The sequence below is a fragment of the Halomonas sp. Bachu 37 genome (assembly GCF_039691755.1).
Taxonomy (GTDB): domain Bacteria; phylum Pseudomonadota; class Gammaproteobacteria; order Pseudomonadales; family Halomonadaceae; genus Vreelandella; species Vreelandella kashgarensis.
In genome coordinates this window covers 1551162-1572801 of the sequence record NZ_CP137552.1, presented here as the reverse complement: position 1 = coordinate 1572801, position 21640 = coordinate 1551162, and the positions used below count along the sequence as shown (strand labels likewise).

Annotated in this window: 19 protein-coding genes; 12 read left to right on the top strand and 7 right to left on the bottom strand. The window is 61.7% G+C overall.

The annotated features are described in order from the left end of the window. Positions 1–184 precede the first annotated feature (184 nt). Both R5M92_RS07235 and leuA read left to right on the top strand, forming a co-directional pair. Positions 185–1078 (top strand): ion transporter, encoded by an 894-nt coding sequence (locus R5M92_RS07235; RefSeq protein ID WP_346798979.1) that lies wholly within the window; start codon positions 185–187, stop codon positions 1076–1078. Between the two features lie 414 nt (positions 1079–1492). After that, on the top strand, positions 1493–3199 hold the full coding sequence (gene leuA, locus R5M92_RS07230) for a 2-isopropylmalate synthase (RefSeq protein WP_346798977.1): 1707 nt from the start codon (positions 1493–1495) through the stop codon (positions 3197–3199). 110 nt (positions 3200–3309) lie between these two features. Here the strand turns inward: leuA and R5M92_RS07225 are convergent, their stop codons facing one another. From R5M92_RS07225 to epmB, 3 genes are all read right to left on the bottom strand, one after another. Then, positions 3310–5325, bottom strand: coding sequence for a pyrroloquinoline quinone-dependent dehydrogenase (locus R5M92_RS07225; protein WP_346798975.1), 2016 nt, complete (start codon positions 5323–5325; stop codon positions 3310–3312). Between the two features lie 11 nt (positions 5326–5336). After that, a complete protein-coding gene (locus R5M92_RS07220; protein ID WP_346798973.1) occupies positions 5337–5699 on the bottom strand; it encodes a hypothetical protein in 363 nt (120 codons plus the stop codon). Between the two features lie 155 nt (positions 5700–5854). Beyond that, a complete protein-coding gene (epmB, locus tag R5M92_RS07215; protein ID WP_346798971.1) occupies positions 5855–6925 on the bottom strand; it encodes an EF-P beta-lysylation protein EpmB in 1071 nt (356 codons plus the stop codon). Between the two features lie 61 nt (positions 6926–6986). Here epmB and efp point away from each other — a divergent pair, with 61 nt between their 5' ends. Beyond that, positions 6987–7553, top strand: a complete 567-nt coding sequence (efp, locus tag R5M92_RS07210; protein WP_346798970.1) for an elongation factor P — start codon at positions 6987–6989, stop codon at positions 7551–7553. Next, positions 7550–8521, top strand: a complete 972-nt coding sequence (gene epmA, locus R5M92_RS07205) for an EF-P lysine aminoacylase EpmA (protein WP_346799291.1) — start codon at positions 7550–7552, stop codon at positions 8519–8521. Before efp ends, epmA begins: the two co-directional genes overlap by 4 nt. Positions 8522–8537: 16 nt before the next feature. On the opposite strand, the gene asd is transcribed toward epmA, so the two are convergent. The 3 genes from asd to rsgA form a co-directional block, all read right to left on the bottom strand. After that, on the bottom strand, positions 8538–9395 hold the full coding sequence (asd, locus tag R5M92_RS07200; protein WP_346799290.1) for an archaetidylserine decarboxylase: 858 nt from the start codon (positions 9393–9395) through the stop codon (positions 8538–8540). A gap of 110 nt (positions 9396–9505) precedes the next feature. After that, positions 9506–10336: a sulfurtransferase gene (locus R5M92_RS07195; protein WP_346798968.1), complete on the bottom strand. Its 831-nt coding sequence runs from the start codon at positions 10334–10336 to the stop codon at positions 9506–9508. 22 nt (positions 10337–10358) lie between these two features. Beyond that, the gene (gene rsgA / locus R5M92_RS07190) at positions 10359–11393 is read right to left on the bottom strand and encodes a small ribosomal subunit biogenesis GTPase RsgA (protein ID WP_346798966.1); all 1035 of its coding nucleotides are present in this window, start codon (positions 11391–11393) and stop codon (positions 10359–10361) included. 83 nt (positions 11394–11476) lie between these two features. Here rsgA and orn point away from each other — a divergent pair, with 83 nt between their 5' ends. Further along, a complete protein-coding gene (gene orn, locus R5M92_RS07185) occupies positions 11477–12058 on the top strand; it encodes an oligoribonuclease (RefSeq protein ID WP_346798965.1) in 582 nt (193 codons plus the stop codon). A 25-nt stretch (positions 12059–12083) separates the two neighbouring features. On the opposite strand, the gene queG is transcribed toward orn, so the two are convergent. Further along, positions 12084–13235, bottom strand: a complete 1152-nt coding sequence (gene queG, locus R5M92_RS07180; protein ID WP_346798963.1) for a tRNA epoxyqueuosine(34) reductase QueG — start codon at positions 13233–13235, stop codon at positions 12084–12086. A gap of 77 nt (positions 13236–13312) precedes the next feature. Here queG and R5M92_RS07175 point away from each other — a divergent pair, with 77 nt between their 5' ends. The 7 genes from R5M92_RS07175 (at position 13313) to hflX (ending at position 21516) form a co-directional block, all read left to right on the top strand. Then, positions 13313–14809 (top strand): NAD(P)H-hydrate dehydratase, encoded by a 1497-nt coding sequence (locus R5M92_RS07175; RefSeq protein WP_346798961.1) that lies wholly within the window; start codon positions 13313–13315, stop codon positions 14807–14809. 11 nt (positions 14810–14820) lie between these two features. Next, entirely contained in the window at positions 14821–15312 is a 492-nt protein-coding gene (gene tsaE / locus R5M92_RS07170) for a tRNA (adenosine(37)-N6)-threonylcarbamoyltransferase complex ATPase subunit type 1 TsaE (protein ID WP_346798959.1), read from the top strand. Positions 15313–15419: 107 nt separating this feature from the next. Next, a complete protein-coding gene (locus R5M92_RS07165) occupies positions 15420–16787 on the top strand; it encodes an N-acetylmuramoyl-L-alanine amidase (RefSeq protein ID WP_346799289.1) in 1368 nt (455 codons plus the stop codon). A 46-nt stretch (positions 16788–16833) separates the two neighbouring features. Next, the gene (mutL, locus tag R5M92_RS07160; RefSeq protein WP_346798958.1) at positions 16834–18795 is read left to right on the top strand and encodes a DNA mismatch repair endonuclease MutL; all 1962 of its coding nucleotides are present in this window, start codon (positions 16834–16836) and stop codon (positions 18793–18795) included. A gap of 59 nt (positions 18796–18854) precedes the next feature. Further along, on the top strand, positions 18855–19793 hold the full coding sequence (miaA, locus tag R5M92_RS07155) for a tRNA (adenosine(37)-N6)-dimethylallyltransferase MiaA (protein WP_346798956.1): 939 nt from the start codon (positions 18855–18857) through the stop codon (positions 19791–19793). Positions 19794–19915: 122 nt separating this feature from the next. Next, positions 19916–20164 (top strand): RNA chaperone Hfq, encoded by a 249-nt coding sequence (gene hfq, locus R5M92_RS07150; RefSeq protein ID WP_346798955.1) that lies wholly within the window; start codon positions 19916–19918, stop codon positions 20162–20164. 41 nt (positions 20165–20205) lie between these two features. Next, entirely contained in the window at positions 20206–21516 is a 1311-nt protein-coding gene (gene hflX / locus R5M92_RS07145; RefSeq protein ID WP_346798953.1) for a ribosome rescue GTPase HflX, read from the top strand. Positions 21517–21640 lie beyond the last annotated feature (124 nt).

Below are 21640 nucleotides of genomic sequence, written 5' to 3'. Positions count from 1 at the left end.
ACTTTCACAGAGCTTACGAAGAACGGCGACGATCCAGTCGCTTTTCAGCTTGCCCGTTAGTCACGATAATTCAAGCGAAACAAAGCACAGGGTATCATTTGTCCGGTGCCCATGTGTTTTTAGTATTGTCCATCTGTATTTAGTATAAAGTGTGCCGATCGGTATTCCAGAGACCCCTTGTGCAATGAGTGAACCCTTCAATACCTGGCAGTCGCGCTTTGAACGGCTGCGCTCGAACAAGCTCTTCGAGACGGTGGTTATTGCCATCATCATCGTTTCCGCCCTGGTAATCGGCGCCAAGACCTATGAGGAAACGTCGCGTTTCGAGCAGTGGCTGATCTATCTCGATATCGCGGTGACGGTGTTCTTCCTGGTGGAAATCCTGATCCGGATGGCGGCTGAGCGAAACCTGGCGCGTTTTTTCAAGAATGGCTGGAACGTCTTCGACTTCCTCATCGTCACCGCCAGTCTGATCCCCATGGATGATTCGGAAATGGTGCTGCTGGCCCGCCTGCTGCGTATCTTCCGGGTGCTGCGTCTGGTGTCGATGATCCCTGAGCTGCGCCTGCTGCTGGTGGCACTCGTCAAGTCGATTCCCCGCATGGGGTACGTCGCACTGCTGATGTTCATCATCTTCTATATCTATGCGGCGATCGGTAGTTTCCTTTTTGCCCCGGTGGACGAGTTCCTGTGGGGCAATATCTCGATATCCATGCTGACGTTATTCAGGGTCGCGACCTTCGAGGACTGGACCGATGTGATGTACGCCACCCAGGAAGTGTATGCCTGGAGCTGGATCTATTACCTGACCTTCATTTTCCTGACCGCCTTCATTTTTCTCAACATGATGATCGGCATCGTGCTGGATGTAATGCAGAAAGAGAGCGCCTTGATCGATCTGGAGAACGGCGAGGGCGAGGCAGCCGAGTTGCAAGGCGTTCGTCAGGACGTCCATTCGATGCGCGACCAGCTGGAGCGTATCGAACGGCTACTCGAAGGCGATAGCAGAGGTACAAGAGCCTCTTTGACGGACCAGACTACGGAGCGCTCTTCGCCGGCTAGACAAACGGATAATTAGATGGATTCATCGCCAGGGAACCGTGAAAAGGTAAAAACATTGACAATCCGTCGCGGGGCTGATTTTCTAGAGGCATGAAAACACCATTGAACTACCTAGCACTAGACCTACGACTACTACTAGCCCGCCGCTGAATCTTCAGGCGTCGGGCGATGCAGACTGCATTGTCGTTGGTTTTACTAGTTGCGAGGTTTTCATGGTTCACATCCTTTTCAGTCCCGGTTCAGCTTGTCCTTCCCAATACCGCTCTTGCCAGCCTCGCTGTCATGGCCGAGCAGTAGTGTGCTGTTCACCGGATAAATCGCGCGCCCCCTCGCACATAGCTGCGGCGGGGCGTTTTTCGTTTGCGCCCACGGCGCATCCTAGCCTCGATCACACCATAAGCATCGCCACCACCTGACCAGGAGAGCCGCCATGATGTTGCACGATCCCGCCCAGAAGTATCGCCCCTTCGTTGCCGTCGATCTGCCCGACCGCCAATGGCCGAGCCGGAGAATCGAGACGCCACCGCAGTGGTGCAGCGTCGACCTGCGCGATGGCAACCAGTCATTGATCGACCCCATGGACCAGGAGCGCAAGCAGCGCTTGTTCGACTTGCTGGTGGAGGTGGGTTTCAAGCAGATCGAGGTAGGCTTTCCCTCGGCGTCCCAGACCGATTTCGACTTCGTGCGCTCATTGATCGAAAACGACAAGATCCCCGATGACGTGACGATCCAGGTGTTGACCCAAGCCCGGCCGCAGCTCATCGACCGCACCTTCGAGGCGCTCAAGGGTGCGAAAAGCGCCATCGTTCATGTGTATAACGCTACCGATCCGGTGTTTCGTCGCGTCGTCTTCAATGTCGACAAGGCCGAGTGCGTCAAGATTGCCGTGGATGCCACGCGACAGATTCGCGACAACATGGACGCCGCCTCGGAAACCCGCTGGACCTTCCAGTACTCGCCGGAACTGTTCACCACCACCGAAATGGATTTTGCCGTCGAGATCGTCGAGGCGGTAATGGAAGCGTTCGCCCCCACGCCTACCGACCGCATGATCGTCAACTTGCCGGCCACCGTCGAAGTGGCGCCGCCCAACAATTACGCCGACCAGATCGAATGGTTCTGCCGCAACGTGGCCAACCGCGACAGCTTGATCGTCAGTGTTCACCCGCACAACGACCGCGGCACGGGCGTGGCCGCGGCGGAACTGACCATGATGGCCGGCGCCGACCGGGTCGAAGGCACCTTGTTCGGCAACGGCGAGCGCACCGGGAATGTGGATATCGTCACCCTGGCCATGAACATGTACACCCAGGGCGTCCATCCGCAGCTGGATTTTTCCAATATCACTCCGATCATGCGCGAAGTGGAGTATTGCAACCAACTGCCGGTTCACCCCCGCCACCCATACGTCGGAGATCTGGTCTTCACCGCGTTCTCCGGCTCGCACCAGGATGCCATCAAGAAAGGCATGGCCGTGCGCCGGGCCGATCCCGACGCCGCATGGGAAGTGCCATACTTGCCCATCGACCCGCTGGATGTGGGGCGCTCCTACGAAGCGGTAATTCGCGTCAATAGCCAGTCGGGCAAGGGGGGCATCTCCTACTTGCTGGAACAGGAACACGGCATCGAGTTGCCGCGCAGGCTCTCCATCGAGTTCAGCCAGGTCGTGCAGGAAGTGGCCGACCGTACCGGCAAGGAAATTACTTCCGCCATGATCTATCAAGCGTTCAAGGACGAATACCTGGAGAAGAGCGCTCCCCTGATGCTGATCAACCACCGACTCTCTTCAGAGCCGGATAGCCCCAAGGTCGTACTCGAAGCCGCTATCGAGGAAAACGGTACCTCGCAGACTATTCGTGGCGAAGGCAACGGTCCTTTGGCGGCCTTCATCAAGGCGCTTGCCGCACAGGGGCATGATGTCGAGATCATCGATTATCACGAACACTCCCGCGGGCAGGGCGCCGATGCCGAGGCCATCGCCTACGTGGAGGTTCGTATCGAGGGCGAAGCGGTATTCGGTGTGGGCACCGATGAAAGCATCACCAGTGCCTCGATGAAAGGTGTCTTGAGCGCCATGAATCGCCACCGTTCCACCCAGGCGCCTGCGGCCAATGTAACGGCAGAGACACTGGCGTAACGAGGCCTTTGCCGGGCGGGAAAGGCTGCCTGCGCACATGAGCCCATGTCGCAAAAGGGGCGAGCCTTGAGCTCGCCCCTTTTGCTATCTATTCACCAGCGATTGCTGGGTTATTCCGGCAGCGCGTAGACCGCGACCTGATCGCCGACCTGATTCTTCAGAATCGTGTTGCCGCCGGAAACGAAAGCGACGTATTGACGACCGTTGTGCTCATAGACCGCCGGGTTCGATACGGACGGCGCCTCGAGCTGATCCGACCATAGCTCTTCGCCGGTTTCAAGCGAGTAGGCCCGCACCTTGGCATCCATCGAAGCACCGATGAATATCACATTGCCGGCTGTTACCGCCGCTCCTCCGATGGTGGGGGAACCCCAGCTTTCGGGCATGAAGAAGCCATATTGCTGCGATGCCCCCACAGGACGGCGCCACTTGACATCACCGGTCGTCATGTCGAGGGCAACGAGCTCACCGAAGGGTGGCTCCCAGCAGGGCATGCCGAGCCAGTTCTGTGCTATCTCAAGGCGTATCCCGTAGGGCGCGCCTTCCTGTGCTGCAAAGCCACTCTCGTTGCCTGAAGACCTATTGGCTGCCTCGTAATCCTTTCGACTGTAGAGCTTCAGGGTTTGCACAATATGCGAGGTATTGACGAGCGCGGTCTGACTTTCAGGGTCGAAGGCGACGCCGCCCCACTGTACGCCACCAGCGGTGATGGGGTAACCAAGCGTACCTTTACCCCGTGTGGTGGGCGGAGTATAGAGGCCTTCGTACCAGAGATCGTCCCACAGGGCCGAGCACTGGCCGAAGCTCAACGCATCGGCCAGAGCCCATATCTCGGGCTTTTCGGTCTGATCGAGCAGCGGCGCTGGCTTGGTCGGGAAGGGTTGGGTCGGCGCGTACACTTCGCCCTCGACTGTACCGTCGCCGCCAGGGACTGGACGCTCCTCGATCGGCCAGACGTCTTCGCCGGTTTCGCGATTGACGACAAAAAGAAAGCCCATCTTGGTTGGCTGCACCAGCGCCGGGATCTCTTCGCCATCCACGGTGATATCCATCAGCGTCGGGGCGGCAACAGTATCGTAATCCCAGATATCGTGATGTACCCACTGCCGCGACCAGGCTACTTCGCCCGTCTCGATATCGAGCGCCGTCGTGGAGGTGCCCAGAGGCACCTCTTCGGTGCGGTTGCCGCCCCAGAAGTTAGGCGAGGGCGATGAGACCGGCAAATAGACCAGACCACGCTCTTCGTCGGCGGACATGTGCGTCCACACGTTGGCGGTACCGCTTTTTTCGCGCATCTCGTCTGACAGTGCCTGGAATGTCCATTCGCGCTCGCCGGTACGGGCATTGATCGAGAAGACGGTGCCGGGTGGGGTTTGCTCGTAGGCCCAGTCCATGCCCGCCCAACCAAGAATCAGACGATCGCCCACTACCGTCGGTGGCTGCAGCAGCGACAGCGGCCACTTGTCGTTGGTGTCGTTCCACTGGTTGACGTCGAGAATGCCATTGTCGGCAAAGCTTGCGCACTGCTCACCGGTGTCGGCATCGACGGCAAACAGCTGAGCGTCCATGGTGCCCATGTAGATGATCTTCTGGCAGGGCTCGCCCTCGTTCGGTTCGTCGGCTTCCCAGTAGGCGACACCGCGGTTCTTCAGCACGGGCTGCGTCAAGGCCTCTAGCGTCGACTGGGTATCGAAACTCCACTTCTCATCGCCGGAGGCGGGGTCGAGGGCGAGGATGCGGTAGAATGGTGTACCGATATAAAGCGTATCGTTGGCGAAAACCGGCGTCGCGGACCAGACGGTAGCAGGTAGCTCCCCCGAGCCATCGGCAACGTCGCCGGTGTGGATTTCCCAGACCTTTTCCAGCTCGCCGACGTTGTCGGAGTCGATCTGGTCGAGCGGGCTGTACTTCTGCGCGTTCAGCTGGCCATGGAAGCTGTCCCAGGTCGGTGTGCCGGGGACCAGCGGCACCGACTCGGATGGGCCTTCCGATTGAACGCTCTCCGGGTCGTTCGACGCATCCTGTGCGGCGGGCTGATCCTGCGCCAGAAGGGGTTGGGGCGACAGGCAAACCGCCAGCACCGTGGCCGTCCCCAGGCGCTGAGTATTGAAGTTGAATATCGGCATGGCGCGGCTCCTCATGTGTGGGCGGGATGGGTGGCGTGGGGCATGAGCATATCGAGAATCAACCCGACAAGGCCGACCACCATGGCGACGCCGATCCACCATTGATGCAGCAGCAACCCGACGAAAAAGGTGCCGACGAGACCCAGCAGAATCACCACACGCAGCGCCATGCGAGCGCCGCGACCTCTTACGGCCGCAAGAACGAACGCCAGCAATGCAAGTACGATACAGGCCAGAATGGCAACGAATGCACCGAACGATCCGGTGACACCGGTCAAAGGCGTGAAATAGGCATAGAGGGCGACGGCGAGTCCGGCGAGCGAGGCCAGCAGGAGCACGATGGCGCCCGGTCCAGACGAATGAGGTCGTGACATGGTTTTCTTGTCTCCTCCTGATCTGTTGTCTGACAGGACTATGGCGTCCTGGCGGAAATAGTTAGCTATATAACCTTAGCAGAGACTCGTGCCGTTTCGATTATCTCGGTATCGCTATGCTTGTGACATCGCCTTGCCCTCTCATAAACCTAGCATCAAAGCGGTGTCTTGCTTGCCTTGCCGGGAATTTCCCTGACCAGGCGAGGCATCAGGAACCCCGGCAGCTGATCGCGAAGCCGAGCGACAAGCTCGCGGGCCTCGCTATCCGGGACATCGAAATGCGCCGCGCCTTGAACCGGGTCGAGTACGTGCAGGTAATAGGGCAGTATGCCCGCTTCGAACAGCCGCTCGGATAGCGCCGCCAACGTGTCGACGCTATCGTTAATATCTCGCAGCAGCACGCTCTGGTTGAGTAGAGTCACACCCGCCTGCTTGAGGCGCGCGCAGGCGTCGATGACTGCATGGTCTATTTCGTTGGCATGGTTGATATGCAGCACCATGACTTTCTGCAGTCGGGTCCTTGCCAGCCAGACAAGCAAGGCGTCATCGATACGATCGGGTATCACCACCGGCAGGCGGGTATGAATACGCAGGCGCTTGAGCTGCGGAATATTGTCGAGTTGCTCGACGAGCCAGGCCAGCTGGTTATCGCTGGCAGCCAGCGGATCGCCGCCGGAGAGTATCGCCTCGTTGATGGTGGCGTCGTCACGCAGGTGTCGCAGCGACTCGCGCCACTGATCCCGCGAGGGAGCGTTCTCGTGATAGGGGAAGTGGCGGCGAAAGCAGTAGCGGCAGTTGACCGCGCAGGCGGGACTGGTGATCAACAGCACACGATTGGCATACTTGTGAATCAAGCCCTTGGCTGGGGTATGGCTGGCTTCTTCCAGTGGGTCGGTCAGGTAGCCCTCGACCGGCCGGTTCTCGGCCTCGAGTGGCAAGACCTGGCGTAGCAGCGGGTCGGTGGGGTCGCCGTGGCGCATGCGGACGAGGAAGGCCTCGGGGACGCGGACCTCGAACAAGTCATGCCCCTGCCTGGCACCTTGTGTCCAGTCGCGCTCCAGGCCCAGGCGACGGCATAATTCGTCGGGGTCGCGTATGGCGCGGGAGAGCTGGGTTTGCCAGCTGGATTGCTGCGCAATCACGTTCTTCCTGCCGGGCGAGATCGCATCGGCTTGCAAGCCATCGGCGTGACTGCCCTGCACAAGGGCTGGGCTTCGGGTTATCATGCGGCGCACCAGTCATTACGGGCGAAGCCTCGGCTTCGCTGAATATTATGTGAGAGGCAATATGGCGAACTATTCTACCAACGAATTCAAGGGCGGGTTGAAGGTCATGCTGGACGGTGACCCGTGTACCATCGTCGATAACGAATTCGTCAAGCCGGGCAAGGGCCAGGCGTTCAACCGCGTCAAGCTGCGTAACCTCAATACCGGGCGCGTCTGGGAGCGCACCTTCAAGTCGGGAGAGTCGCTGGAAGGCGCCGACGTCATGGAACTGGAGATGGAGTATCTCTATAACGATGGTGAGATGTGGTACTTCATGAAAACCGACGGCTCCTTCGAGCAGTACGCGGTGGAAAAGAAGGCCTTGGGCGATACCGAAAAATGGCTCAAGGAGCAGGTTCCTTATACCGTTACCTTATGGAACGACAACGCCATCAACGTGTCGCCGCCCAACTTCATCGAGCTTGAAGTGGTCGAGACGGACCCCGGCCTCAAGGGTGATACCGCGCAAGGTGGCTCCAAACCGGCAACGCTTTCTTCCGGTGCGGTGGTTCGGGTTCCGCTGTTCATCAACCAAGGCGAAGTACTCAAGATCGATACACGCAGTGGCGAGTACGTATCCCGCGCCTGATGAGTGATTGGCGGCCTTCGGCTTCCCTCGAAACATTACGCGCCCGCGCTCGTCTGCTTGGCGAGGTGCGGGCGTTCTTCGCCCGGCGCGGGGTGCTCGAGGTGGAAACGCCGGTACTCGGCCATGGCGGCAGCACCGATGTTCACTTGGCATCGTTGCAGGTGGCGGCGAACACCCCCGGCAGCCTGGAGCCGTTGTGGCTGCAGACCTCGCCGGAATTTCACATGAAGCGCTTGCTGGCGGCAGGCAGCGGCCCGATCTTTCAATTGGCCAGGAGCTTTCGCGACGGCGAAGTCGGGCGGCGCCACAACATCGAATTCACCATGCTCGAGTGGTATCGCCCCGGATTCAACCTGGATCAGCTGATCGAGGAGACCACCACCCTGGTCCGGCAGTTGCTGCCCGCGCCTCCGGCAAGGGTATTGCGGCACCGCTACCGCGACCTGTTTGGTGAGTATCTCGCTATCGACCCGTTTCTCGCCACCCAGGAGGAGCTTGGGCAGCTGGCGTCTCGCCATGCCGATGCTGATATGAGCGTGGAGTCCCGAGATACCTGCCTGGATCTACTCATGAGCCTTGCGATCGAACCGCATCTGGGGCGGGAAGAACTCAGCGTGGTAGTCGACTATCCTGCCAGCCAGGCGGCGCTTGCCCGGCGCCATCGAGATGCGCAGGGTGAGTGGGTGGCGTCGCGCTTCGAGCTTTATCTTGACGGGGTGGAACTGGCCAACGGTTATGATGAACTCACTGACGCCGACGAGCAGCGCGCTCGCTTTGCCGAGGACAACCGCGAGCGGCGAGCGCTGGGGCTGCCCGAAGTGGCGGTGGATAATCGATTGCTGGCGGCACTTGAGCACGGCATGCCCGAAGGCGCCGGTGTGGCGCTGGGCATGGACCGGCTGGTTCAGCTGGCGCTGGACAAGCAGAGCGTCGGCGAGGTGATGGCCTTCGCGACGCCCGTGGCCTAACCGGCTGACGTCAACGCTAGAAGGTCGGAACGTCGCCGGGAGCACCTCGGCCCAGCGTCCGGCCCATGTAGATTTTCCCGCCCCGGGTGTACTCCTCGAATTGCACGGGCTCGGCAAAGCAGGTCACCACCGTGGAGCCGAGCTTGAACAGCCCCATCTCGGCGCCTTTCTCCAGTACCACGCCTTGATCGAAGCGGGTGCGTTGCGGCGATTTGGCTAGCGGCGTCACCTGGCCCGACCATACGGTTTCGATCGCCGCGACGATCATCGCCCCCACCAGCACCATGGCTATTGGCCCATATTCGGTATCGAATATGCACACCAGCCGCTCGTTACGAGCGAATAGTCCGGGAACGTGGGCCGTCGTGGCCTGGTTGACCGAAAAGATGCGGCCCGGCACGTAGATCGTTTCGCGCAAGGTGCCGGTCAGCGGCATATGCACCCGATGATAGTTGCTCGGCGACAGGTAGATGGTGGCGAAGCTGCCGTTCATGAACTCTTCCGCCAGAGCGGCATCACCGCCCAGCAACGCCCTTGCGGAATAGGTGTGACCCTTGGCCTGCACAAGCTCGCCACCTTGCAGGCGACCGTACTGGGAGAGCACGCCGTCGGTGGGGCTGACGATGCCGCTACCCAGTGGGCGCGCGTCGGCTTTCAGTACGCGGGTGAAGAAGTCATTGAAGGTGGCGTAGGCTTCGGGGTCGGGTTCCAGCGCCTCGCTCATGTCGACGCCGAAGCGCTTGATGAAGGCCTTGATCAGGCGATCCTTGAACCAGGGTGTCGAGGAGTCGGCCACCGTGCCCGCCAGGCGCGATAGCGCATGATGGGGCAAGGGGTATTGCAGCAGGGAAAAGAGCTTGTCGCGCACGGCTATCTCTCGTTGATGATTCTCTCGTTGTCTCTATGTGAGCCATCGGCCAAAGCCTGGTGTTGGCTTGCTTGACCACAGCCTGGGCAATTAGCTTGCTCAGGTCTCGATGGGGCTCAGGTCTCGATAGGGGTGTCGTCGCGGTTGCCCCATTCCCCCCAGGAGCCGGGGTAGCCACGAATCCTGTCGAAGCCGAGTGCCCTGCCCACCAGCCAGGTATAGCTGCTGCGGTGGTGGCTTTGGCAGTGAGTGGCGATTTCCATGTCCGGGGTCAGCCCCATGGCCTGCAGCTCGGTGATCAACTCGGCGTAATCGCGAATGCGCAGAGCGCGCTGGCGATCCATGACATCGACCCAGTCCATGTTGACGGCGCCGGGAATATGACCGAGATGCTTGTTGTTGCCGCGCTGGCCGTCGTATTCGGCGCTCGAACGTGCATCCCAGATCGCAAACTGCTTGTCGCCAAGGCGCTCGATGATCTCCTCGCGGGTGATCATGACCTCGGGATGCAGTATCTCGGCGACATAGTCGCTGGGGGTGGTGGGCGTAGGCTCGCGGCTCTCCTCTAGTCCGGCGTCGCGCCAGGCGTGTATGCCGCCGTTGAGGTAGGAATAGCGGGTGTGACCGAGCAGCTCCAGGGTCCACAGCAGGCGTGCCGCCCAGCCGCCACCCTCGTCGTCATAGGCGACGACATGGGTATCCCGAGTGAGTCCTAAGGCGCTGAAAAGACGGGAAAGCACCTCGACATCGGGGACATCGTTGGGCACCGGACCTTCGCCGCGCATCAAGTGGCGAAAGTCGAGGAACACCGCACCGGGCACATGGCCCTGTAGGTAGCTGTCGGCATTCGCCGGCACATCGACGATCAGCAGGTTCGGCTCATCGAGATGTTCCTGGAGCTGTTCGGGTTCAACGATCAGCGGTAGCAGATTGGTTTCAGAACTCATGCGACGTCTCCTTGCAAGCGGATCAAAATGAGCCGGGGCCGGTATCGAGGCTTTCCACTATGCGCCGGTAACTGGCAAAACGGGCGGGATGAATATCACCGTTCTCGACGGCTTGCAGCAGGGCGCACCCCGGCTCCTGGCGATGGCGACAGTCCCTGAAGCGGCAATGCCCCAGATGCGCGCGAAACTCGACAAAGCCATCGAGCACTTCCTGCTCGTCCAGATGGGTCAGGCCGAACTCGCGAATGCCGGGAGAGTCGATCAGCTCGCCGGCTTCCACCCCGGCGCCAGTCATGGGGTAGAGCCGGGCGGTAGTGGTAGTATGAGTGCCCTTGCGCGAATCGGCGGAAAGCGCGCCGATTCGCAGCTCTTCGTCAGGCAGCAGCAAGTCGATCAACGAGGACTTGCCAACCCCGCTCTGGCCGACGAACACCGAGGTGCGCTCAGTCAGCAGCTCGCGCAGTTCGGCAAGCCCGTCCTCGCTGGCGGTGGTGGTGCGTATCACCGGATAGCCCAATTCACGGTAGCGTTCCAGCAACAGACCCAGCTCCCCGCCGTCCTCCGGCAACAGGTCGATCTTGTTGAGTACCAGTACCGGCGGGATCTGCGTGGCTTCCGCCGCGACCAGGTAGCGGTCGATCAGGTTGGCATGGGGGGCAGGCTCCACGGCGAACACGATCAGCAGCTGGTCGATATTGGCCGCCACCGGCTTGAGCTGGCCGCGTGGGTCGGGGCGCTTGAGCACCGTGTCCCGTGGTAATTGGGCCACCACCACGCCGGAGCCGTCGTTGCTCGCCCGCCAGATCACGCGGTCCCCGGTCACCAGGCCGTCCAGGTTGGCGCGCAGGTGGCAACGCACCGGGTTGCCCTGGTCATCGTGGACTTCCAGGGTACGCCCGAAATGCGCTACCACGCGGCCGGTCTGCTCGGCGCCGTACTCGCCGGCAGCCAGCTTGTCGGTATCGTCGGCATCGCGCTTTTCCGCACGCTTGGCGCGCTCGGCCTGGATCTTTTCCACGCGCCAGCGTTGCTGGCGGCTAAGGTTACGTTTGCTCATGGGCACCAGAAGATCGTTACAATAGCGGCATTGTACTCATCAAACATGCCGACTGTCCTGTCGGCACTGCACTGGAGCGACCAATGACGCAAGCAACCCAACCACGCGACGACCTGCTGGTCTGGATCGACCTGGAAATGACCGGGCTCGATCCCGAGCGAGAACGGATTATCGAAGTGGCGACGCTGATTACCGACAGCGACCTCAGCGTCGTGGCTGAAGGGCCGGTTCTGGCGGTAAAGCAGCCCGATTCGTTGCTCGCGGCGATGGACGATTGGAACCGGAAGACCCATGGGGGCTCGGGCCTGGTGGAGCGCGTCAAGGCCAGTAACGTGACCACCGCCGACGCCGAGCGCAGCACCCTGGAGTTCCTGCAGCGCCATGTGGTGGCGGGTAGCTCGCCGATGTGCGGCAACAGCATCCATCAGGACCGGCGCTTTCTCGAGCGCGAGATGCCCGAGCTGCTGGCGTTTTTTCATTACCGCAACCTGGATGTCTCCACCCTCAAGGAGCTGGCCAAGCGCTGGAATCCCGGGGCGCAGGCAGGCTTCAAGAAGCGTAACGTGCATCTGGCCATGGATGACATCAAGGAGTCCATCGAGGAGCTGGCCCACTATCGCAAGACATTCCTGCGTGCGGAAACCGAGCGCGACGAAGAGGAGTGAGCCGTAGCGCTTCAGCTGTGATCGGCTAGATCAGGTCTGGGCGCTTGGCGCGCTGTTCCGCCAGGGCCCAGGCGACGTGTTCGCGTACCAGGGCCGAGGGATAGCAGCGCCGGGCGCTGAGCGCGGCCTCGATCGCCGGGCTCCAGCGGGCATTGCCCAGGCCCACGGCCACGTTGCGTAGCCAGCGGATATAACCGATGCGGCGGATGGCGCTGCCGGCGGTCTTGTCGAGAAACTCCTCTTCGCTCCAGCTGAACAGGTCGAGCAGCTCGGCGCGATCGAGGTCGTGCCGGGGCGCGAAGTCCGCTTCCTGGCTGGCCCGGGTGAAACGGGTGAAAGGACAGACCAGCTGGCAGTCGTCGCAACCGTAGATGCGGTTGCCCATGGCGCGCCGGTAGTCCTCGGGGATGGCTCCCGAAAGCTCGATGGTGAGATAGGAGATGCAGCGGCGCGAATCGACCACCTTGTCGTCGACGATCGCACCGGTAGGGCAGGCCGTGCGACAGGCGCTGCAGCTGCCGCAGTGCTCCTTCGCGTAAGGCGCATCCACGGGAAGCGGCAGGTCGGTATAGAGCTCGCCGAGAAAGAACAGCGAGCCCGCCTTGGGGTTGAGCAGCATGGCATTCTTGCCGAACCAGCCCAGTCCGGCGCGCTGGGCCAGGGCACGCTCCATGACCGGGGCGGAGTCGACGAAGGCGCGATAGCCGATGCGCCCGGCCTCCTTTTCGAGTTGCTGAGCCAGACTTGCCAGGCGCTTGCGCATCAACTTGTGATAATCGCGACCCAGGGCATAGCGCGAGACATAGGCTTTCTGCGGTTGACCGAGCACCTTGGTGGTCTCGACTTCGGGGGGCAGGTAATCCAGGCGAACGCTGATGACGCGGCAGGTACCCGGCTCGAGTTCCTGCGGGCGGGTGCGTTTGCTACCGTGTTTCTCCATGAAGCCCATTTCGCCGTGGTGCCCCGCTTCCAGCCAGCGTTGCAGATACCCTTCATGCTCGACGATATTCACATCGGTGATGCCCACCTGCTGGAAACCCAGCTCGCGGCCCCACTTCTTGACCAGCGCCGCCAAGCGCTCTCCCTCGGAGTCGGAGAGCTGGCGAGAGGGGCTCTCGGTAGCGGTGTCGGTATCGATGTTGCTGGCATCGACGGCGAAAGAAGAGGTGGCGGACATGGCATATCACACAGCGGAAATCGGCCACGCTATGCTAAAGCATTGGACGCCGCAACAACATGCGATGAGGAGTTATCGTGACCATCCTGAGTACATCCCGTCTTCGCCCGCTCTACCGTGCCGCCCAGGTCGGCGAACTGGATAGACGCACCATTGCCGGCGGCATCGATGGCTTCGCCTTGATGCAGCGCGCCGCTTCCAGCGCCTGGCACAGCTTTCGGGCACGCTGGCCCCAGGTGCGCGGGGTCACCGTGATGTGCGGGGCGGGCAACAACGGCGGAGACGGCCATGTGCTGGCCGCCTTAGCGGCCCAGTCGGGCTTGAAGGTGCAGCGCATCTGCCTCAAGGCACCGGCTGAGCTGAATGGAGATGCCGCGCGAGCCGCCGCACTGGCTGACTCGGCCGGTGTCGAATGCGAACCCTGGCATGAAGACATGAGTTTCACTGGGGAAGTCATCGTAGATGCCCTGTTGGGAACCGGTCTGAGCGGCGAGGTCAGAGGGACGTTTCGTCAGGCCATCGACGCGATCAACGACAGCGGTTTGCCGGTATTGGCGGTGGATATTCCCTCGGGACTCGCGGCGGATACCGGTGCGGTACTGGGCGTGGCAGTCAACGCCACTCGCACGGTGACCTTCATCGGTGACAAGCTGGGGCTGCATACCGGCGCGGCGCCGGCGCATACCGGCGAGGTGGATTTTCGTCCCCTCGGGGTCAAGGCGGGGGCCTATGTGGATATTCCTCCCAGCGCCTGGTTGCTGGACGATGGGCTCGTCGAAAGCTGCTTTCCGCCCCGTTCCCGCACTGCCCACAAGGGCGACATGGGCCATGTGCTGGTGTTGGCGGGCGCTCCGGGTTTTGGCGGGGCGGGGCTGTTGGCCGCCCAGTCGGCGGCACGCCTGGGGGCGGGCAAGGTGAGCCTGGCCACAGCGCCGGAACACGTCACCGCCAGCCTGGTGCTCTGCTCCGAGGTAATGGCGCGAGGGGTGCGCAGTGTGGCGGATCTGGGAGAGCTTCCGGAGCAGGCGGATATCGTCTTGGTCGGCCCGGGCCTGGGATTGGGAGCGTGGGGGCAGGCGATGCTGCAAACGGCGTTGCAGACCGAACGTCCGCTGGTGGTCGACGCGGATGGCTTGAACCTCTTGGCGCAGCGATGGCCGAACTTGCGGCGCAACGACTGGATTCTCACACCGCATCCCGGCGAGGCCGCGCGCCTTCTGGATATCAGCGTCAGCCAGGTTCAGGCCGATCGCCCCGCGGCGGTGCTGGCGCTACAGCGTCAGCGCGGTGGTGTGGTGATTTTGAAAGGAGCGGGGAGCCTGATCGCCGGGCCGTCGGGGCTCGTGGTTTGTCCCTACGGTAACCCGGGCATGGCCAGTGGCGGCATGGGTGACGCCCTGTGCGGCATGCTGGCGGCCCTGGCGGCCCAAGGGTATACGCTGGAACATGTCGCCTGGCTGGGCAATCTGGTGCATGCTCTCGCAGCGGATCGTGCGGCGGCGGCTGAAGGTGAGCGTGGCCTGCTGGCCGGCGATCTGGCATCCTATGCACGCAAATTGATCAACCCGGGGTAAAGGCAGCCGCGATGCAGGTGCAACTTGAAAGTGAAGAGGCTCAGGTGGCCTTCGGCAAAGCATTGGGTCAGGCGCTTGCCGGACGTGGGCGAGTGCACCTGGAAGGGGAACTGGGCGCGGGAAAGACCACGTTGACGCGGGGCATCCTGCAGGCTCACGGCCACGAAGGGGCGGTCAAGAGTCCCACCTATACCCTGGTGGAGCCCTATGACATCGACGGTCGGCATATCTATCATCTGGATCTCTACCGGCTGGGTGATCCCGAGGAACTCGAGTTTCTGGGCGGTCGTGACCTGCTCGCCGAAGATGCTCTGTGCATCATCGAGTGGGCCAGCCGTGGCGAGGGCTGGCTGCCACCACCGGATATTCAGATCAACCTGGACGTGATCGAAGGCGGGCGCCTGGCTGTTCTTGAGGCGATCACACCCATCGGCGAAGCCGTACTGGCGCGCTTGCCGCCTCGGTTCTCCCAGACAGAAACACAAGGCGGCGGGATACAATGAGCAAGCTGGTGTCTTGTCTGGTGCATGGTTTATCGAAGCGATGTCTTTGTCTAGGCGTCGTGCTGTTGGTGACGGTACTACCGGTCAACGCCGCCGAGGTGGAAAATATGCGCCTGTGGGCGGCGCCGGATCATGCGCGGCTGGTCTTCGACCTTTCTACCGCGGCGAATGCCAATGTGTTCATGCTGGATAACCCGTCGCGTCTGGTGATCGACATGGACGCCAGCCGCTTGACTACCGACGCCGGCACACTCCCGTTGGAAGGCAGCGCCATCTCCACGGTACGAACTGGCGTGCGCGAAGGAAACGGGCTGCGCGTGGTGCTTGAACTCAATCGCGAAATCGAGCCACGCCACTTCATGCTGGCCCCCAACGATCAATACGGCCATCGTCTGGTGGTGGATCTCGAATACCCGGGGGAGAGCGCGGTGGAAAATCCGATCGACCCCATCGAGGCCATGATTCGTGAGCAGGAGATCTCCGCCCAGCGCAGCATGGCCGAAAGCCGGGCGCTGGGCGAAGAGGCCGAGCCGGATTCCACGGAGCAGACCTCGGCGGTACAGAAGGCTCAGCCGCATCCCAAGCGTGACATCATCATCGCCGTGGACGCGGGGCACGGGGGCGAAGACCCTGGGGCCATCGGCCCCTCCGGCACGCGGGAAAAGGATGTGGTGCTGAGCATCAGCCGCCACCTGGCCAACACCATCAACGCGGCAGACGGCTTTCGCGCCGTGCTGATTCGCGACGGCGACTACTATCTAGGCCTGCGCCAACGCACCCAGTTGGCGCGTGAGCAGAAAGTCGATTTCTTTGTCTCGATCCATGCCGACGCCTTCACCAGTTCACGGCCGCAGGGAAGCTCGGTATACGCCCTGTCCCAGCGCGGGGCGACCTCGGAGACGGCCCAGTGGCTGGCGGATAGCGAAAATCGCTCGGACTTGATCGGCGGCGTGGATGGCAGTCTCTCGCTGCGCGACAAGGACCAGGTGTTGCGCGGGGTGCTGCTGGACTTGACCATGACCGCCACTCTCAACGACTCCTTGTCGATAGGCGGACAAGTGCTCGACAAGCTCGGGCGGGTGAACCGCCTGCACAAGTCGCGGGTCGAGCAGGCGGGTTTCATGGTCTTGAAGTCGCCGGATATTCCCTCACTGTTGATCGAGGTGGGGTTTATCTCCAACCCGGATGAAGAGCGCCGTTTGCGCGATGCCTCGCACCAGCAGAGTCTGGCGCGGGCCATCTTCGGCGGTCTGAACGAGCATTTCCAGCGCAACCCGCCTCCGGCGAGCCTGCTGGCCTGGCAGCGGGATAATGACCGCCGTCCGACCAGCAATGAGTACCGTATCCAGTCGGGAGATACGCTCTCCGCCATCGCCGTGCGCCATGGGGTGCAGATAGAGCATCTCAAGCAGGCCAATGAGCTCAACGGCGATGTGATTCGGGTGGGCCAGGTGCTGCATATACCGCGCTCGTGAGCCGTACAGGCTTTCCAACGAAACAGGCAATCGGGAAGTTATCGTGATGTCGACGCGCATTCATGTGCTTGACCCTCGTCTCGCCAACCAGATCGCGGCGGGGGAGGTGGTCGAACGCCCGGCATCGGTGGCCAAGGAGCTGATCGAGAACGCCATCGACGCCGGCAGCCGACGCATTGAAGTGGATATCGAAGCCGGCGGCGCGCGCCTGGTGCGGGTGCGCGACGATGGAATAGGCATCGGAGAGGAGGACTTGCCGCTGGCACTGTCGCGCCACGCTACCAGCAAGATTGCAACCCTCGATGACCTGGAAGGGGTCAGTTCCCTGGGGTTTCGCGGCGAGGCGCTGGCCTCGATCAGCTCGGTGTCGCGCCTCGAGCTGATCTCCAACGCCTTGGAGGAGCCCACCGGCGGATGGCGGGTCACCGCCGAGGGACGCAGCATGGAGTCACGGGTGTCGCCGGCGCCGCACCCCCGGGGCACCACGGTCAATGTACGCGACCTGTTCTTCAATACTCCGGCGCGACGCAAGTTCCTGCGTACTGAAAAGACCGAATTCGGCCACCTGGAGGAGACGTTTCGGCGGCAGGCGCTGTCGCGTTTCGATATCGGCTGGATATTGCGCCACAATCAGAAAGTGGTGCAGCAGTTGTCCCCTGGCACCGATACCCTGGCCAGGGAGCGCCGGATCTCTGCACTGCTGGGCAAGGGCTTCATCGAGCACGCGCGCTATATCGAGCGCGAGGTCGGTGCCTTGCGCCTGAGCGGCTGGGTGGGGCTGCCGACTCATTCGCGGGCGCAGGCGGACCAGCAATACTTCTTCGTCAATGGCCGAGTGGTGCGCGATCGTCTGGTGGCCCACGCGGTACGCCAGGCCTACCGGGATGTGATGTTCCACGGGCGCCAGCCGGTCTTCGTGCTCTACCTGGATCTCGACCCCGATGTGGTGGACGTCAATGTTCACCCGACCAAGCACGAAGTCCGCTTCCGTGACGGTCGCATGGTCCATGATTTTCTCTTTTCCAGCTTGCATCACGCCCTCGCCGATGCGCGGCCGCAACCAGGCCCCGAACTGCACCAGGAGGAATCCGACGGGGAGCCCGATAGCGCGCCTGTTGATCCGCCTGCCGATGATTCAGCTGGCTGGCAGCAGCAGGGCATGGCCTTGCCCGCTGGCGCCTCGGCGAATGGCGATGCTGCGTCCTTTGGCGAACGGCCGGGTGCGGATCGGGTTCGCCGTTTCATGCAGGGCTATCGCGATCTGCATCCCGAACACGAAGAGACCTTGCTGACGCCTCGCTCCGCGGCACCGGGCGATGCCGACCCAGCGGTAACGGCAAGAGCTTCTTCGGTTGGGCCGAGCCCCGACCAGGTCAGAGAAACGTCGCCCGAGGGATGGAACAGCGACCCCGCCGCTCCGCCTCCGCTAGGCTTTGCTCTCGGTCAGCTGCACGGCATCTACATTCTGGCACAGAATGCCGCCGGCCTGGTGGTGGTGGACATGCATGCGGCCCACGAGCGCATCGTCTACGAGCGCATGAAGACCCAGGTCCAGGTGGGCCAGGGGCGACTCGATGCGCAACCGTTGCTGGTGCCGGTATCGTTGGCGGCCAGCCATCGGGAAATCGCCACCGCCGAGAGCGAGCGGGACGCTTTCGCACGCCTCGGGGTGGAGCTGGACGCGGCGGGCCCGGAGACGCTGCTGGTGCGCCAGTTGCCGGCCCTGTTGGCGAATGCCGATCCCGAGCCATTGATTCGCGACATGCTGGCCGACCTTGAGCGCTATGGTCGTTCGGATCGCATCGAGGCGCATATCAATGAGCTGCTCTCGATCATGGCCTGTCACGGCAGCGTACGCGCCAATCGCAGGCTGACGCTGGATGAAATGAATGCGTTGCTACGCGACATGGAGCGCACCGAGCGCAGCGACCAGTGCAATCATGGGCGTCCCACCTGGACGCAGATGAGCCTCAAGGCGCTGGATAGGCTGTTTTTGCGTGGCCAGTAAACGCCCGGGCACCGACATTCAGCCCGTTAACCGTATTCTCCTACCGAGGGCATGTCGAAATGGCGGATAACCGACCTTGGGCGATTTTTCTCATGGGCCCCACCGCCGCGGGAAAGACCGACCTGGCCATGGCCTTGCACGAGCGCCTGGGGATGGAGTTGATCAGTGTCGACTCCGCCATGGTATATCGCGACATGGATATCGGCAGCGCCAAGCCTTCGCCGCAGGAGCTGGCGCGGGCGCCACATCGGCTGATCGATATCCGCGACCCGGCAGAGCCTTACTCGGCGGCTGAGTTTCGCCAGGATGCGCAGCGCGAGATGCGGCAAATCAGCATGGCCGGCCAGGTGCCGCTGCTGGTAGGTGGCACCATGCTCTATTTCAAGCGCCTGGTGGAAGGCGTGGCCAACCTGCCGGAAGCGGATAGTGCGGTTCGGGCGCGGCTTGAAGCTCAGGCGGAGGAGCATGGGCTATCCGCCCTGCATGCCGAGCTTGCCCGGGTAGATCCGCACGCGGCCCGTAGAATCCATCCCAACGATCCGCAGCGTCTGATACGGGCACTGGAAGTCTTCCATGTCAGCGGTGTCACGATGAGTGAGCTGTGGGCGCAGCAACAACCGGAAACTTTTCCTTACCGAGTGTTGTCGATAGCGGTGTCACCCGATGAACGCCACGTATTGCATCAGCGTATCGAAGCCCGTTTCAGACAAATGCTGGAGCTGGGACTGGTGGATGAAGTGGCCGCTCTGAAGGAACGGCCCGAACTCCACGCCGGGCTACCGGCAATGAAGAGTGTGGGCTATCGCCAGGCGTGGGAATACCTTGATGGCCACTACGACGAGCCGATATTGCTTGAGCGCGGCATCATTGCCACGCGTCAGTTGGCCAAGCGCCAATTGACCTGGTTGCGCAGCTGGCCGCAGTTGCATTGGGTTGATTCCCAGCGCCCGGATGCCCTGGATCACGTGCTGAAAATCGTGCGTGAGCGCGGTGCTTAGCGTAAGATGGTGACTTCGAGTGGCCGGGTGACCAGGCCCTTCGGGTAACAAACCTTTGTCGCGTACCAGGTGGACGCGTCAATGACATAACCAACCCCAACGACATATTTAGGGAGAGCAACATGTCCAAAGGGCAGTCCCTTCAAGACCCGTACCTGAACATCTTGCGCAAGGAGCGCATTCCGGTCTCTATTTTCCTGGTCAACGGCATCAAGCTGCAGGGCCAGATCGAATCCTTCGACCAGTTTGTCATCCTTTTGCGCAATACCGTGAGTCAAATGGTTTACAAACATGCGATTTCCACCGTGGTACCCTCGCGCAACGTGCGCTTGCCGGTACAGGATCCGGCCGCGCCGGATGCCGAGGTGTGACGTATTCCCGCCGCGTCGTATGAAAAGACATGAGGTATTGATTGTTTTTTGAACGCCCCGAAGCCGGTGAAACGGCAGTGCTTGTTCACGTGGATTTTCACGATGAGCAAGCACGAGAAGATCCTGGTGAGTTTCTTGAACTCGTGCGCTCAGCGGGCGCTATCCCGGCCACGCTGCTGACCGCCAGCAGGCAGCGCCCCGACTCCCGCTCCTTTGTGGGGTCGGGCAAGCTGGAAGAGTTGCGTACCTGCCTGGAAGCTCATCAAGCGGAACTGGTGATTTTCAACCATGGTTTGAGCCCTTCGCAGCAGCGTAACCTCGAGCGCGAGCTCAAGTGTCGCGTGCTCGATCGCACCGGCTTGATCCTGGATATCTTCGCGCAACGCGCCAGAACCCATGAGGGCAAGCTGCAGGTCGAGCTTGCCCAGCTTGAATACATGTCCACCCGCCTGGTGCGCGGCTGGACCCACCTCGAACGCCAGAAAGGCGGTATCGGCTTGCGCGGCCCGGGTGAAACCCAGCTTGAAACCGACCGTCGTCTGTTGCGAGGTCGTATCAAGTCCATCCACAAGCGCCTGGACAAGGTGCGTAGCCAGCGCGAACAGAATCGCCGTGCCCGTTCCCGAGCGGAAATCTCCAGCGTTTCGCTGGTGGGTTACACCAACGCCGGCAAGTCAACGCTGTTCAATGCGCTGACCCAGGCGCACGTATATGCCGCCGATCAACTGTTCGCCACGCTGGACCCCACGCTACGGCGCCTTGAGATCGAAGATGTGGGCGCGGTAGTGATGGCGGATACGGTAGGCTTCATTCGGCACCTGCCGCATAAGCTGGTGGAAGCCTTTCAGGCGACCTTGCAGGAAGCGGCGGAAGCTACCCTGCTGGTGCATGTGATCGATGCGGCCGACCCGGATCGTGAGCTTAACGTCGAGCAGGTGGAGAGCGTGCTCAAGGAGATCGGGGCGCAAGACGTACCGGTACTCAGAGTGATGAACAAGATCGATGTGCTCGACAGCGCACCGCGTATCGAACGCGACGGCGCCGGTGTGCCGGAAGTCGTCTGGCTGTCGGCACAAGAAGGGCGCGGGCTGGATCTACTGCATGAGGCGCTTTCCGAGCGGCTAGCGCAGGATGTCATTGCCTTCGACCTGACGCTTTCGCCTGAGCAGGGTAAACTGCGGGCCGGCCTGCACGAACTGGGAGCCGTTCGCGAAGAACATTTTGACGAACAGGGTCGGCCGGTACTCAGCGTGCGGTTGCCAAGGCGCGATTTCAACCAGCTCATGGCTCAACTGGGAGAGCGCGCCGCCACATATCTGCCCGAAGCGTTGCGTGAGCCCACCGAGTGGTGACGCGGACGCAGGCCGACACCCGTTGGGTGCCGGCCGGGTACTGAAAATCAATGTCAATGATTCGGTAGGCTTCGTGAGTCGAGAGGTATGGGGTGACTGCTCGAAAGCCAACAAGATTCGATGG

What these genes read in the sequence shown, in the direction of transcription:
- R5M92_RS07235 (WP_346798979.1), top strand. Translation starts at nt 185, where the DNA reads ATGAGTGAACCCTTCAATACCTGGCAGTCGCGCTTTGAACGGCTGCGC.
- leuA (WP_346798977.1), top strand. Translation starts at nt 1,493, where the DNA reads ATGATGTTGCACGATCCCGCCCAGAAGTATCGCCCCTTCGTTGCCGTC.
- R5M92_RS07225 (WP_346798975.1), bottom strand. Translation starts at nt 5,325, where the DNA reads ATGCCGATATTCAACTTCAATACTCAGCGCCTGGGGACGGCCACGGTG.
- R5M92_RS07220 (WP_346798973.1), bottom strand. Translation starts at nt 5,699, where the DNA reads ATGTCACGACCTCATTCGTCTGGACCGGGCGCCATCGTGCTCCTGCTG.
- epmB (WP_346798971.1), bottom strand. Translation starts at nt 6,925, where the DNA reads ATGATAACCCGAAGCCCAGCCCTTGTGCAGGGCAGTCACGCCGATGGC.
- efp (WP_346798970.1), top strand. Translation starts at nt 6,987, where the DNA reads ATGGCGAACTATTCTACCAACGAATTCAAGGGCGGGTTGAAGGTCATG.
- R5M92_RS07195 (WP_346798968.1), bottom strand. Translation starts at nt 10,336, where the DNA reads ATGAGTTCTGAAACCAATCTGCTACCGCTGATCGTTGAACCCGAACAG.
- rsgA (WP_346798966.1), bottom strand. Translation starts at nt 11,393, where the DNA reads ATGAGCAAACGTAACCTTAGCCGCCAGCAACGCTGGCGCGTGGAAAAG.
- orn (WP_346798965.1), top strand. Translation starts at nt 11,477, where the DNA reads ATGACGCAAGCAACCCAACCACGCGACGACCTGCTGGTCTGGATCGAC.
- queG (WP_346798963.1), bottom strand. Translation starts at nt 13,235, where the DNA reads ATGTCCGCCACCTCTTCTTTCGCCGTCGATGCCAGCAACATCGATACC.
- tsaE (WP_346798959.1), top strand. Translation starts at nt 14,821, where the DNA reads ATGCAGGTGCAACTTGAAAGTGAAGAGGCTCAGGTGGCCTTCGGCAAA.
- R5M92_RS07165 (WP_346799289.1), top strand. Translation starts at nt 15,420, where the DNA reads ATGCGCCTGTGGGCGGCGCCGGATCATGCGCGGCTGGTCTTCGACCTT.
- mutL (WP_346798958.1), top strand. Translation starts at nt 16,834, where the DNA reads ATGTCGACGCGCATTCATGTGCTTGACCCTCGTCTCGCCAACCAGATC.
- miaA (WP_346798956.1), top strand. Translation starts at nt 18,855, where the DNA reads ATGGCGGATAACCGACCTTGGGCGATTTTTCTCATGGGCCCCACCGCC.
- hfq (WP_346798955.1), top strand. Translation starts at nt 19,916, where the DNA reads ATGTCCAAAGGGCAGTCCCTTCAAGACCCGTACCTGAACATCTTGCGC.